The sequence below is a fragment of the Roseococcus thiosulfatophilus genome (genome assembly GCF_017311575.1).
GTDB classification, from domain to species: domain Bacteria; phylum Pseudomonadota; class Alphaproteobacteria; order Acetobacterales; family Acetobacteraceae; genus Roseococcus; species Roseococcus thiosulfatophilus.
The window spans coordinates 70,781-83,671 of record NZ_JAFFQY010000007.1; the positions used below are offsets into that span (position 1 = coordinate 70,781).

A 12,891-nucleotide genomic window follows, 5' to 3' on the forward strand; every position below is an offset into this window, starting at 1 on the left:
CGGAGGGAAGCGCGGGAGCCTCCCGCGCACCCCAGATCCGGAGCCGCGGCCATGACGCCCAACATGCCGGAGGAGATCATGCTCCTCCTGCTCGACAACAAGACGGGCCGTCCCGTCGGCCTGCCGGCCCCGGCCGGCGACTATGCCATCGCCACCGCCATCCTGATGCAGCTTTCGCTCGACGGGCGGATCGACACCGACCTCGACCGGCTGACGGTAGTGAACGAGGCCCCCTCCGGGGACCCGGTGCTGGACGAGGCGCTGGCCGTCATCGCCCGCGGCCCGCATGGGCATGACAGCCGCCACTGGATCGTGGAACTCGGCCGCAATGCCGAGCATTACCGCGGCATGGTGCTGGACCAGCTCGTGTCCAAGGGCATCCTGCGGCTCGAGGAGGGGCGCTTCCTCTGGGTCTTCCCCGACCGCCGCTACCCCAAGGGCCCGCTGGGCGAGGCGGAGGTGCGCGAGGTCCGCGCGCGGCTGCGCGCCGTTCTGCTGCAGGACGAGATCCCTGACCCGCAGGATGCGCTGCTGGTGGGCCTCGCCCGCTCGGCCGGCCTCATCCCGCTGATCCTGACGCCCGAGGAGCAGGAGCGCGCGGGCAAGCGTGTGGACCAGGTGGCGGATCTGGAGGAGCTCAGCCGCACGCTGTCCAATGTGACGCGCGAGGTGTTCGCGGTGATGCTGGCCTTCGCCGGCGCGCATTGACCGCATGAGAAAGGGCGCCGACCGCATGGCCGGCGCCCTCCCTGGCTTGGCGCTGGTGGCGCCGTATCAGCGCTGTGCCTGGAGATAGGCCAGCAGGTCGTTCAGCTGCTGCTCGTTGCGGATGCCGGCGAAGGCCATGGAGCCGCCGGGCACCACCTCACGCGGGTTGGCCAGGTACTTGCGGAGGTTCTCCTCGTTCCACACCAGGCCGCCCTGGGCCGCCGTCTGCATGCCGGCGGAATAGCGGAAACCCTGGATGGAACCGGCCGGACGCTCCCAGACGCCGTGCAGGTTGGGGCCCACGCCGTTGCGGCCGCCCTCGTTGATGGTGTGGCAGGCGCGGCACTGGTTGAACACGCGCTGGCCGGCCGCCGCATCCTGCGCCATGGCGGCGCCGAAGGGAGCGAAGGCGAAGACGGCGCCCAGGATCATCAAAGCCCGCATATGGAAATCTCCTCCTCGATCACGGTTCATACCCATTTGTGGGAAGTGTGGGCAAAGCCGCAAGCCCATGGGATCACTTCGCCACCGCAACGGGATAAAGGCATAACCCTGTGAACGAAAGATGGTTGCCGCTGGCCCTTGGTGTGGCATGGGCGCTGGGCACGGCCGTGCTGGGGGCCTCGCTGACCACCATCGGGCCCTGGTACCAGGGCCTGGAGCGCCCCTGGTTCCAACCCCCCGATTGGGCCTTCGGGCCAGCCTGGACCTTGATTTTCGCGCTGTCCGGCTATGCGCTGATGCGCGCCTGGCGGGCCGGGGCGGGGCGGCTCCTGCTCGGCGTCTTCGTGCTGAACGGGGGGTTGAACGCGCTGTGGAGTTTCCTCTTTTTCACCTCGCGGAGACCTAATTGGGCATTGATCGAAATCGTTCCGCTGTGGCTGTCCATCCTGGCGATGATCTGGCTTGCGGCCCGGCATGACCGTGTCGCGGCCTGGTGCATCATGCCCTACATCGCCTGGGTGAGCTTCGCGGCCGTGCTGAACCTCGCCATCGTCCGGCTGAACGGGCCCTTCGGCTGATGCAGGCGCTGTTCGAGACGGGCCGCGCCGCGGATCTCGTGCTGCTGGCGCTGGCGGTGGAGGCCCTGCTCCTGTGGTCGCTCCGGCGATGGGCGGGGCAGGGGCCTGGGCTGGCGGCGATGCTGCCCTTCCTGCTGGCCGGGGCCGCCTTCGCCCTGGCGCTGCGTGCGGCGCTGACGGGGGCCGGCTGGGCTCTCGTGGCCCTGCCGCTGCTGGCCGCCTTCGCCGCCCATCTGTGGGACATCGCGCGGCGATGGCGAGGCTGAGCCTCAGCGCCGCCAGGCCGCGCCCAGCTCCCGCAAGGCGGTGAGGCTCTCCGGCTCCGGGCGCCAGGGAAAGTCGCGCTGGAAGGCCGAGGGGTCCACGACCAGGTCATCGAGCAACTGTCCGGCCATGGCGCCTCGCCCGGTGGCGGCCAGCGCGCCGCGCAGCAGGGCTGGGGCGATGGGCACAAGGCCCGGCGCACGCGCCATGCCGGCGCGCACCGCCGTGACGATGTCCCTGGTCGAGACCGGTGCCGCATCGGCCAGGACATAGGCGCCGGAGGCCGCGTCGCCCCCGCCCCAACGCTCGAGCACGGCGCCGATGGCCCGGCACAGGCCCCGCATGGAGAGCAGGCTGCGCCGGTTCCGCACCGCGCCGAAGGGCAGTGGCAGGGGCAGCGAGGCCAGCCGCGCCAGCCGCGCGAGATTGCCCGGCGCGCCCGGCCCCGCCACGAGCGGCGGCCGCAGGATCACGAGATGGCCAGGGAATTCCTCGCGCAGCCCGGCCTCGGCCGCGGCCTTGGACCGCGCATAGGCCGTGCCGGGCGCCAGCGGACTGTCATGACCGATCAGCCCTTGCGTCCCGTGCACGCCGATGGTGCTGACGAACAGGAAGTGCCGCACCCCCGCGGCGGCGCCGGCCGCGGCGAGGCGCAGCGGCCATTCCCGGTTGATGGTACCGAAGGCGTCCGCCTGTTCCTCGGGCGCCTCGCCGGTGCGGTGGGCGCGGCCCGCCAGGTGGATGACAGCCCCGGCACCGGCCAAGGCCTCGCGCAGCCCGGTATCGTTCGTCTGGTCGTCCAGCAGCAGGCCGCCCGCGGGCGGATCGCGCCGGAAGGCGGGCCGTATGTCCAGCCCGGCCGAGGCGAGGGCGCCGACGAGATGGCGGCCGATGAAGCCGCCGGCACCCGTGACGATGACCGGGTCACGATACATGCGCCGGGTGAAGCATGCGTGCGGGCCAGGGCGCAAGTGACCTGCTAGCCGGGGCGCCGCCTCCAGACGCGCCTTGTCGCCAGGAAGCCACGATAGCCCAGCTCCAGCCCCTGCGCGATGCCCGGCCAGGCGGCGACGCGGCCCAGCCAGCGCCAGCCCGGAAGCGCCCGCCAGATGGCGGCGAAGGCCGCGGCGCCGTCGCGCAGCGTGCCATCGGCCATCCGCACATGCATCCGTCGCAGCGCCGCATCACGATCGAGGTCCGGGCCAAGTTCGGCCTGCTGGCTGACATCCACGAAGGCGAGCGCCTCCGCCCCGCGCCGGGTGCGGTAATGCGCGATCTCGCGCGAGCAGACGGGGCAGGCGCCGTCATAATAGACGGTGGTGCAGCGGGGGGTGTCGGACATGGGCCAGAGATGGTCTGGACCTCCCTCGCGCCAACCCCATGTGGTTGCGCATGAGCACCTATCCGGACTGGCTGGTGGCCGAACTCCGCTCCGACCATGCGGGCGAGACGGGCGCCGTGATGATCTACCGCGGCATCCTGGCCTTCTGCCGCGACGCCGAACTGCGCGACTTCGCCCAGCGCCACATGGCGACTGAGCAGGGCCATCTGCGCCTGCTGGAGGCGGAATTGTCGCCTGCCCAGCGCTCGCGCCTGCTGCCCATATGGCGGGTGGCGGGCTGGGTCACGGGCGCCTTGCCCGCCCTTCTGGGCCCGCGCGCCGTCTACGCCACCATTGATGCGGTCGAGAGCTTCGTGGATCACCACTACCAGCAGCAGATCGACCGGCTGGATGCGGAGGGCATCTTCCCCGAACTCCGCGCCATGCTGGCCCGCTGCCAGGAGGAGGAGGTCCACCACCGCGACGAGGCGCGCGAACGCCATGCGGGCGTGGTCGGCGCCCTGCTGCGCGGCTGGGGCTGGATGGTGGGCGTGGGCAGTGAGGCGGCGGTCGCGGCGGCACGTCGGGTGTAGGGGGCGCTGCGGGAGGGCGCTGCCCTCCCGAACCCTCCCGCCGGGGACTTTTGGTCCCCGGACCCCTTCTTGAGATTTTGTGGGATTTGGAGGGAGGGGAGTCGCGCGAGTGCCCGTGGTGACGGGTGCACCTCGCCCCTCCCTCCAAATCCCACCAGGTCCCAAGGGTCCAGGGAACAAGTTCCCTGGCGGGGGAGCGCGAGGGGGCAGAGCCCCCTCGCAGGGCGCCTCCTACCCGAAGATGTCCGCCGGGCTGTCGGCCAGGAGTTCCTCGCCCAGCGCCTGGCCCAGCGCCACGGCATCGGCGGCGTGGCCTGTCAGCGTCCGGCGCAGCAGGAAGCTGCCATCGGCCCGCGCGACAAGGCCCGTCAGGCGGATGTCGCCCTCGGGCAGCAGCCGCGCATGGCCGCCGATCGGCGTGCGGCAGGAGCCGTCCAGCGCGCCGAGGAAGGCACGCTCAGCCAGGCTGACGGCACGGGATTCGGTGTCGCAGATGGCGCTGAGCAATTCGTGCAGCTCCACGTCATCGGCGCGGACGGTGACGCCGATGATGCCCTGGCAGGCGGCCGGCACCATGTCGTCCTCGCTGATGACCACGCCCGCGCGGTGGTCGAGCTCCAGCCGCTTCAAGCCGGCGATGGCGAGCAGGGAGGCGTCGAACTCGCCCGTGCCCACGCGCGAGAGGCGGGTCTGCACATTGCCGCGGATCACCTCGCAGCGCAGGTCTGGGCGGGCATGGAGAAGCTGCGCCTGGCGGCGCACGGAGGCAGTGCCGATCAGCGCGCCGAAGGGCAGCGCGCTGAAGGGCGAGGCGCCGGCGCGGCAGGCGGCTTCGGCCGTGCCCTCGCAGGCGGTGCCGAGCACGATGGCGTCGCGCGGGTCCTCGCGGCGCAGGGTGCAGGCGAGGACGATGCCGGGGGGAAGTTCGGTCTCCAGGTCCTTCAGCGAATGCACCGCGAAATCCACGCGCCCATCGAGCAGCGCCTCATGGATTTCCTTGGCGAAGAGGCCCTTGCCGCCGATCTCCGCCAGGCGCCGGTCCTGGATGCGGTCGCCGGCGGTGCTGATCTCGTGCTCCTCGAAGGCCTTCACGTCGCGCAGGATGGGGCAGACGCTGCGGATCAGGTCGAGGAAATGCCGCGTCTGGTAGAGGGCGAGCGGCGAGCCGCGCGTGCCGACCTTCAGCGGAAGGGTGGGGCCGTGATGCCGGGTCGCGCGGGCGCGGGCGTGATGGGGGTGAGCCAGATCCATGTGTTAAGCCCTCGCCAGCCCGAGCAGATGGGCCATGTCCTTGAAGAAGATCTTGACGTGCGCCAGGGGGTCCTTCCGGACCAGTTCCTTGTTCATGTAGGATTCCCAGGTCAGGCGCTGGACATCCTTGTCCTCGCACATCTTCACGAAGTGCTCGCGCGTCCAGTCGGTGCGGTACCAGAATGTCTGCATGATCCCGAGGATCCAGAAGACCTTGCCGTGATCCTTCATGAAGCGCTTGCGGGCGGATTTCAGCGCCGTGGCATCCCCGGTGGCGAGCGCCATCTGCACCGCCTCGGCGGCGAGCCGCCCGCCCAGCATGGCGTAGTAGATGCCCTCGCCCGAGGCGGGGGCGACGACGCCCGAGGTGTCGCCCGCCAGGACCACGTCGCGGCCATTGTCCCAGCGCTTCAGCGGCTTCATGGGGATGGGCGCGCCCTCGCGGCGAATGGTCTCGAAGCCGGCCAGGCCGTGCTGTTCACGCACCTCGGCCGTCGCGCCGCGCAGCGAGAAGCCCTTGCGCGCGCTGCCCGTGCCGATGCTGGCGCTGTCCCCATGGGGGAAGATCCAGGCGTAGAAATCGGGGCTGGTGCGGCCGTTGTAGATCACGTCGCAGCGCGTGGCCTCGTAGGTCCCTCGGGCGGCGACGTCCTCGGGCACCTTCACGATCTCGTGATAGGCGAAGACGCATTTCGGATGGGCCTGGCCCGGGATGGCCTGGCGGGCCAGGTCGCTGCGCGCGCCATTGGCCAGGATCACCATGCGCGCGCGGATGCGCTGGGCCGGGCCTTCCTTGGGTTCGAAGGCGATGACCGCGGTGCCGTCCGGGTCGCGTTCCAGGGCGGTGGCATCGCCCGTGATGCGTTCGGCGCCGGCTTCCGTGGCGCGCACCCGCAGCCATTCGTCGAACTCGCAGCGATCCACCATGCCGACATACCCATTCTCGACCGGCATGGGCACGCGCTTGCCCTTGGGCGAGATGATGTCGGCGCAGGTGATCTTCGCCTTCAGCAGATAGTCCGGGATGGCGAAGTCGCGGATGGCGCGGGGCGGGATGGCGCCGCCGCAGGGCTTGATGCGGCCGGCACGGTCCAGCAGCGCCACGTGCTTGCCGGCGCGTGCCAGGTCATGGGCCGCCGTGGCACCCGAAGGTCCTCCGCCGACGACAAGGACGTCATAGGTATCCGAGGTCACGTGACGGCCTCCTTCAGGGGCGGGGTGGGAAAGAGGGGGCGGGCGGCCACCGTCAGCCGCGTCGCCAGCACGGCGGCCACCAGGAAAAGCCCGGCCTGGAAGAGAAAGACCGCGCCATAGCCCGCCGCCGCGCTGCCGAGCGCCGCGCGGGCGATGTCGGCCAGCACGGCGCCCGCGAAGCCGCCGATGGCGAAGGCGATGGCCTGCGCCGCGCCCCAAAGGCCCATGCGCGTGCCGGCACGGCCGGCCCCGGCCAGCTGCATCATGCTGGCGATCGCCGCCGCGGCGAAGGCGCCGGTGGCGAAGCCGAGGCCCATATAGATCAGCGTCAGCGGCGCGGCTTCCATTTCCGGCGTGGCGGAAAGCGCCACCAGCATGGCCCCGGAAGCGATGCAGCCCCCCACCATCCAGCCGCGCAGCGAGGCGAGCCGCGCGCCCAGCACGCCGCTGCCAAAGATGGCCATCACGATCATGCCCGCCAGCGTGCCGGCGTTCTGCAGCCCGGCCAGCGTGGTGGACTGGCCGATGGTCATCCCAAAGACCTGGCCCGCGAAGGGCTCGATGATCAGGTCGCTGAGATTGTAGGCCAGCATCGAGACGAAGACGAAAATGGTGAAGCGCCGCGCCGTGGCGTCGGACCAGACCTCGCCCAGCACGGCGCGGAAGCTGGGCTTGGGGCCGGAGGCCATGGCGCGCGGGGCGGGCGGCGCGGCCACGGAGCTCTCCACTCCGCGCACCGCGAGCGCCGCGATGCACACGGCAATGAGCGAGATGATGGCGGTGACGGCCACCAGCCGCTCGGGCGAGAAGGGGTCGAGGAAGCGGCCGGCCGTGGTCGCCGTCACCGCGAAGCCCGCGATCATCATCACCCAGAGGATGGTCGCGGCCGGCGCGCGGCGCTGCGGCGCGACCTTGGCGGCCACCAGCGCCAGCAGGGAGGTGCCTGCGGCACCCGAACCCAGGCCCACCAGGAAGAAGCCCAGCGCCGCCACGGCGACGCCCAGGACGAAGAGGCTGCCCATCAGCGCGACACCCAGCGCCGCCACCGCACCGCCCGCGCCCAGCACCGCCATGCCGCCGATGATCCAGGGCGTGCGCCGGCGCCCCATGTCGCTGCCATAGCCGAGGCGCGGGCGCAGCATCTGCACGCCGTGATGGATGCCCACCAGGAGCCCGGGCAGCGTGGCCGGCAGGGCCAGCTCCACCACCATCACGCGGTTCAGCGTGGTCGTGGTCATGATGATGATGGCGCCCAGTGCCGTCTGCACCAGGCCGAGGCGGATGATGGAGGTCCAGGAGAGCCCGTTCATGCCATGGCCCTCAGGGCGAAGGCCGCGGCCAGCATGCCCAGCACATAGGGGCCCACGCCGGTCGCGTTGTACCAGGGGGCGAGCTTGCGGGGGTCGGTCAGCATCCGGCGCATGGCCCAGATTTGCACGCCGATGAGGGCCAGGATGATGATCGGGCTCAATACCGCGCCCCAGGCGAAGAGGATTCCGACCACGACCAGCTGCGGCACCGCCATCATCCAGCAGGCCACCAGCGCAGCGCGCTCCGGTCCCAGCAGCACGGGCAGGGAGTTGATGCCAGTGCGGCGGTCGCCCTCGATCGCCTTGAAGTCATTCAGCGTCATGATGCCATGCGCGCCGACGCCGTAGAGCAGGGCGATCAGCAGGATCTCGGGGCGCGGGGCACCGCCGGCCATGATGGCCGCGGCCGTGATCCAGGGCAGCGTCTCGTAGGAGAGGCCGGTCGCCGTGCAGCCCAGCCAGCCGTTCAGCTTCAGTCGCAGCGGGGGCGCCGAGTAGATCCAGGCCAGGATCAGCGCCACCACGGTTGCGCCAAACCCCCAGGGACCCAGCGCGGCGGCCACCAGCAGCGACATGCCGGACCAGAAGATGGCGATGTAGAGGCCCCAGCGGCCCGGGATCCGCCCCGAGGGGATGGGCCGGTCGGGCTCATTGATCGCGTCCACATGCCGGTCGAACCAGTCGTTCACCGCCTGGCTGGTCGCGCAGACCATGGGCCCGGCCAGCAGCAGGCCGAGCGCCAGGTAGCCCCACTTCCCCTCGAACCCCACGCCCGCCGAGACCGCGCCGCAGAGGAAGGCCCACACCGGCGGGAACCAGGTGACGGGCTTGAACAGCTCCAGCACCGCGGACGGGTCGAGACGGGGTAGGGCGCGGCCGGACATCAGGCTCAGTTCTCCTCGTCCGGACCGAGGTCGCCGATGCCGTACCGCCGCAGCTTCACGTAGAGCGACTGCCGCGACAGGCCCAGCATCTCGGCGGCGGAGGCACGGTTGTTGTTCGTGAGCTCGAGCGCGGCTTCGATGGCAAGCTTCTCGATCACGTCGGTGGCCTCGCGCACCAGCTCCTTCAGCGGCACCCGGCCCACGAGTTCCGTGAGCTGGCCGGCCGCGGCGGGCAGGGTGGGCGGGCCGGTCTCGATCGGGGCGGGACGGGGGCCGATGTCGCGGATGGTGAAGCCGAAACACTGCTGCCCGCCATCGAGCACGGAGGCGGCGGAGACCTCGACCTCCGCCTCGGCACCCTGGTCCCCGCGGATTCGGGTGCGGAACAGCCGCACGGGGCCACGCCCGCGCACCTGCGCCAGCAGCACGTCCAGCTCCACCGCCTGGCGGCCCAGGAAGCGGGAGAGTTCCTCGCCCCGCGCCGTCGCCTCATTGGGCAATTGCGCGAGTTCGAGGAAGGCCGGGTTGGCGGTGATGATGCGCCCATCGGCGGCCGTCAGCACGAAGGCGTCGGGCGTGCTCTCCACGAAATCCGCAAGGCGGGCGCGCGATTCCGGAATGGAACCCTCACCCGACTCGCCACCGAGGAATGCGAGGCGGACGAGAAAGAGCGAGCTGCGCTCATGCCGCAACAGCGAGGCCGAGAGCAACGCCTCACGCCCGGTGCCCTGCATGGCGACGCGACGCTCCTCGGCCGTGCCGGCGGCCCGCACGGTGGCGAGCAGCGCCTCGACCCGCGCGCGGTCCTCGGTCGCGAAGGCGTCCAGGAAGGAGGGCTGCGCGCCGAAGATGCGGTCGGCGGCAAGGTTCGCCTCCAGCACGCGCAGGCTCGCGGCATCCAGCACCATCACCGGCTCGCCCGACATCTGGAAGAGCAGGCGATAGCGCGTCTCGGCCTGGCGCAGGCGGCCATACTCCCGCTCCATGGCCTGCTGTGCCTCGACGAGGCGCTGCTGGAGCGAGGCGAGAAGCCGCAGGTCACGTGCGAAGAGCACCACGCGGTCAGTGCCCGGCAGCCGGTTGGCCGCGCAAAGTAACGGAATGGACGCACCATCCGCCGCACGGAGATTGAGATGCCGCCAGCGCGGCATGTCTTGGGCGGAAGCCTCGCCCAGCATGTCATGAACCTTGGAGCGGCTGTCCTCGGCGACGGCATCGGCGAGCGCGCGGCCAAGCCACGCCTTGCGCCCGCCCAGCGCTGCCGCCAGGTCCGCATTGCCGAAGGCCATGTCGCGGATCACTCCCGCACCGTCCATCACGAACGTCGCGTCAGCCGCCGCCGCGATGAGGCGTGAGGCTGCCTCCGCATCCATGACCCCCAGCGATTGGCTCGGGGTACCAAAACCCAACACGTGCGGCTTGTTCCTTTTGAGGAGGAGGGGAGAGGCATGGCATGAACATCATGAATGCGCGGCCATCAAGCTCACGAGGCCCTCCGCGCGCGCGAGGGCTCCGGCGGCGTCATCGGCGGTGGCATCGGCGCCCGCCATGGCGGCCTTCGCCGCGTCGTCCTGGAAGGCGGCACCGCCCACCATGACGGCCACGTCAGGGTTGAAGGAGTGGGTGCGAATCGAGGCGATCAGCCCCGGCAGGGCCGGCAGGCGCTCCGAGACGCCGCAGGACAGCGCCACCACGCCGAACCATTCGCGCGAGACCCGGCGATGCAGGTCCTTTTCCGTGCCTCCGCAATCCTGCGCGACATGCCAGCCGCCGGCGCGGAAGAACTCCGCGACCATGGCGATGCCGAAGCTGTGCTGTTCCCCCGGCATGGGCAGCATGAGGGCCGAGCGGCGCTGGGAGCCCAGGGGGCCGCCGGCCAGGGAGGGGGCAAGGTCATGCAGGACGGATTGCAGGGCCAGCATGCCGAGCGTGACCTCGACGAAACCGCAACGGTCCTGCTTCCACCAGTCGCCCAGCTCACGCGCCACGGTTGTCAAGGTGACGAGACAGAGCGATTCGGCGCTGTCGCCCTGCTGTCTTTTCGCTCTGACAGACCCCAGCAGTCCCTCCGCGTTTCCGGCGATGGCCAGGCGGGCCAGGCGCTCGACCTCGGACTGGTCGGCGACCTGACGGGCCTCGCCGATGCGGGGCAGGATTTCGCGGCTGAGCGCTGTTTCGATGTGGGAGGTGAGGCGCAGGATGCGGCGTTCCAGCAGGGCCGTCGCGTTGCTGCCGCGGTGCGGCGCGGAACGCTTCGGTGGCGCGACCCTGGCCTGTGTGTGCAGCATCATCCGCCCTCGGACCATTCCCTGACGCCCGGATCATCGGCGGAACGCCTCCCATCTGTCAACGCATCTTTACGTCAATCTTCCTTGACATCCGTCGTCCTGGCCTCCTAGCTTTCCCTCGTTCGGAGCGATCCGGCCGCCGGAATCCGGAATGAGGGCTGAGGCCCCGTCCCGGCTTCGCCCAAGCGGGCAGGCGGCGGCGCGAGATGCGGTTCCGATGCGGAGGGGTAGTCAAGACATGCTGTCAGGCCCGGTTCTCGACCGTCTCATCGCCGCGGTGGATTCCTGCCCTTACGGCACCAGCGCCGGCCGCACCCATCGCCCGCGCGCGCCGCGCCCGCTCTACACGCCGGAAGAACGCGTGCGCCGTGACGCGACGCCCTGGACGATGGTGCAGGGCATCCTCGCCCCCGTGCAGTTTCTGGTCTTCCTGGTCAGCCTCGGCCTGGTGCTGAACTACCTGGCCACGGGCCAGGGGCTGTGGGCCGCCGAGGCCTCGGTCGTGGTCAAGACGCTGGTGCTCTACACCATCATGATCACGGGTTGCGTGTGGGAACGCGTGGTCTTCGGGAAGTATCTCTTCGCGCCCTCCTTCTTCTGGGAGGACGTGTTCTCCATGCTGGTCCTGGCGCTGCACACCGCCTATCTCGGCGCGCTGCTGTTCGGCTGGGGTGACACCTACTTCCAGATGTGGCTGGCGCTGGCCGCCTATGCCGCCTACGTCATCAACGCCGGCCAATTCGTGTGGAAGCTGCGGATGGCGCGCTTCCAGGCGCGGGACGCCTGAGCACCATGCTGGACCACGTCCCCGCGAGCGGCTGCGACACCCGCCCCATCCTGCGCGAACGGGGCCAGCGCGAGGTGTTCTGCGGCCTGACCGGCATCGTCTGGATGCACCGCAAGATCCAGGATGCCTTCTTCCTGGTGGTGGGCAGCCGCACCTGCGCGCACCTGCTGCAATCGGCCGCCGGCGTCATGATCTTCGCCGAGCCGCGCTTCGCCACCGCCATCCTGGATGAGCGCGACCTCGCGGGCCTGGCCGACGCGCAGGAGGAACTTGACCGCAACGTGACGCGCCTGCTGGAGCGCCGGCCGGACATCAAGCTCCTGTTCCTGGTGGGCTCCTGCCCGTCGGAGGTCATCAAGCTTGACCTGCACCGTGCGGCGCAGCGCCTGGATCGTCGCTTCAACGGTGTGCGGGTGCTGAACTACTCGGGCAGCGGCATCGAGACCACCTTCACCCAGGGCGAGGATGCCTGCCTCGCGGCACTGGTGCCCGAGCTTCCCTCCACCGATGCCGCGCAGCTCGTCATCGTGGGCGCGCTGGCCGAGGTGGTGGAGGACCAGTGGCGCCGCCTCTATGCCGCCATGGGCATCACCAATATCGCCTTCCTGCCCGCCCGCCGCGCCGGTGACATGCCGGCCGTGGGGCAGGGTACGCGCTACCTCCTGGCGCAACCCTTCCTGGCCGAGACGGCGCGGCTGCTGGATGCGCGCGGCGCGCGCCACCTCCCGGCCCTGTTCCCGCTGGGTGCCGAGGGCACCACCGACTTCCTTCGCGCCGGCGCCGAGGCGATGGGCGTGGGCGCCGGCCGCTTCGCCGAAGCCACCGCCGCCGCTGAGGCCCGCGCCCGTGCGGCGCTGGAAGGCCCCCGCGCGCGGCTGGCCGGCAAGCGCATCTTCTTCTTCCCCGACTCGCAGCTGGAGGTGCCGATGGCGCGCTTCCTCACGCGCGAATGCGGGATGGAAGCGGTCGAGATCGGCACGCCCTACCTGCACCGCGCGCATCTGGCGGCCGAGATGCCGCTGCTGCCCGCCGCGGCCATGCTGTCGGAAGGGCAGGATGTGGAACGCCAGCTCGACCGCTGCCTGGAGGCACGGCCGGACCTGGTGGTGTGCGGGCTTGGCCTCGCCAATCCGCTGGAGGCGCAGGGCATCACGACCAAGTGGTCCATCGAGCTCGTCTTCACCCCGGTGCAGGGCTACGACCAGGCGGCGGACCTCGCCAGCCTCTTCGCGCGCCCCTTCGCGCGCCGCGACATGCTGAGGGTCTGAG

The 12,891-nt window shown here is 70.8% G+C and carries 15 protein-coding genes; 6 read left to right on the plus strand and 9 right to left on the minus strand.

The window, feature by feature from the left end; translation table 11 throughout:
- The first annotated feature begins 51 nt into the window (after positions 1 to 51).
- Complete coding sequence (locus JTN19_RS04565; protein ID WP_206930727.1) at positions 52 to 708, plus strand: GOLPH3/VPS74 family protein; 657 nt, start codon at positions 52 to 54, stop codon at positions 706 to 708.
- 66 nt (positions 709 to 774) lie between these two features.
- Here the strand turns inward: JTN19_RS04565 and JTN19_RS04570 are convergent, their stop codons facing one another.
- Positions 775 to 1,152, minus strand: coding sequence for a c-type cytochrome (locus JTN19_RS04570; RefSeq protein ID WP_242530862.1), 378 nt, complete (start codon positions 1,150 to 1,152; stop codon positions 775 to 777).
- Between the two features lie 110 nt (positions 1,153 to 1,262).
- On the opposite strand from JTN19_RS04570, the gene JTN19_RS04575 reads away from it, so the two are divergent.
- Together JTN19_RS04575 and JTN19_RS04580 are read left to right on the plus strand one after the other, a co-directional pair.
- On the plus strand, positions 1,263 to 1,730 hold the full coding sequence (locus JTN19_RS04575; protein WP_340643276.1) for a TspO/MBR family protein: 468 nt from the start codon (positions 1,263 to 1,265) through the stop codon (positions 1,728 to 1,730).
- Entirely contained in the window at positions 1,730 to 1,996 is a 267-nt protein-coding gene (locus tag JTN19_RS04580) for a hypothetical protein (RefSeq protein WP_206930728.1), read from the plus strand. Before JTN19_RS04575 ends, JTN19_RS04580 begins: the two co-directional genes overlap by 1 nt.
- 3 nt (positions 1,997 to 1,999) lie before the next feature.
- Here JTN19_RS04580 and JTN19_RS04585 read toward each other — a convergent pair whose 3' ends face one another.
- Complete coding sequence (locus JTN19_RS04585) at positions 2,000 to 2,929, minus strand: NAD-dependent epimerase/dehydratase family protein (protein ID WP_206930729.1); 930 nt, start codon at positions 2,927 to 2,929, stop codon at positions 2,000 to 2,002.
- 44 nt (positions 2,930 to 2,973) lie between these two features.
- Positions 2,974 to 3,336: a thiol-disulfide oxidoreductase DCC family protein gene (locus JTN19_RS04590; RefSeq protein WP_206930730.1), complete on the minus strand. Its 363-nt coding sequence runs from the start codon at positions 3,334 to 3,336 to the stop codon at positions 2,974 to 2,976.
- Between the two features lie 50 nt (positions 3,337 to 3,386).
- Between JTN19_RS04590 and JTN19_RS04595 the strand changes: the two genes are divergently transcribed.
- Complete coding sequence (locus tag JTN19_RS04595) at positions 3,387 to 3,908, plus strand: demethoxyubiquinone hydroxylase family protein (protein WP_242530863.1); 522 nt, start codon at positions 3,387 to 3,389, stop codon at positions 3,906 to 3,908.
- A 231-nt stretch (positions 3,909 to 4,139) separates the two neighbouring features.
- On the opposite strand, the gene hemC is transcribed toward JTN19_RS04595, so the two are convergent.
- From hemC to JTN19_RS04625, 6 genes are all read right to left on the minus strand, one after another.
- A complete protein-coding gene (gene hemC / locus JTN19_RS04600) occupies positions 4,140 to 5,159 on the minus strand; it encodes a hydroxymethylbilane synthase (protein ID WP_206930732.1) in 1,020 nt (339 codons plus the stop codon).
- 3 nt (positions 5,160 to 5,162) lie between these two features.
- Entirely contained in the window at positions 5,163 to 6,353 is a 1,191-nt protein-coding gene (locus tag JTN19_RS04605) for a geranylgeranyl diphosphate reductase (protein WP_206930733.1), read from the minus strand.
- Positions 6,350 to 7,663, minus strand: coding sequence for a BCD family MFS transporter (locus JTN19_RS04610; RefSeq protein ID WP_206930734.1), 1,314 nt, complete (start codon positions 7,661 to 7,663; stop codon positions 6,350 to 6,352). Before JTN19_RS04610 ends, JTN19_RS04605 begins: the two co-directional genes overlap by 4 nt.
- Positions 7,660 to 8,547, minus strand: a complete 888-nt coding sequence (gene chlG, locus JTN19_RS04615; RefSeq protein WP_206930735.1) for a chlorophyll synthase ChlG — start codon at positions 8,545 to 8,547, stop codon at positions 7,660 to 7,662. The genes JTN19_RS04610 and chlG overlap by 4 nt, the downstream gene beginning before the upstream one ends.
- Before the next feature lie 5 nt (positions 8,548 to 8,552).
- The gene (gene ppsR, locus JTN19_RS04620; RefSeq protein ID WP_206930736.1) at positions 8,553 to 9,920 is read right to left on the minus strand and encodes a transcriptional regulator PpsR; all 1,368 of its coding nucleotides are present in this window, start codon (positions 9,918 to 9,920) and stop codon (positions 8,553 to 8,555) included.
- Positions 9,921 to 10,007: 87 nt separating this feature from the next.
- Positions 10,008 to 10,838 carry a cobalamin B12-binding domain-containing protein gene (locus tag JTN19_RS04625; protein ID WP_206930737.1) on the minus strand — a complete coding sequence of 277 codons (831 nt, stop codon included), beginning with the start codon at positions 10,836 to 10,838 and terminating at the stop codon, positions 10,008 to 10,010.
- A gap of 235 nt (positions 10,839 to 11,073) precedes the next feature.
- On the opposite strand from JTN19_RS04625, the gene bchF reads away from it, so the two are divergent.
- Complete coding sequence (gene bchF / locus JTN19_RS04630) at positions 11,074 to 11,622, plus strand: 2-vinyl bacteriochlorophyllide hydratase (protein ID WP_206930738.1); 549 nt, start codon at positions 11,074 to 11,076, stop codon at positions 11,620 to 11,622.
- 5 nt (positions 11,623 to 11,627) lie between these two features.
- On the plus strand, positions 11,628 to 12,890 hold the full coding sequence (locus JTN19_RS04635) for a ferredoxin:protochlorophyllide reductase (ATP-dependent) subunit N (RefSeq protein WP_206930739.1): 1,263 nt from the start codon (positions 11,628 to 11,630) through the stop codon (positions 12,888 to 12,890).
- The last annotated feature ends 1 nt before the right edge of the window (position 12,891 follow it).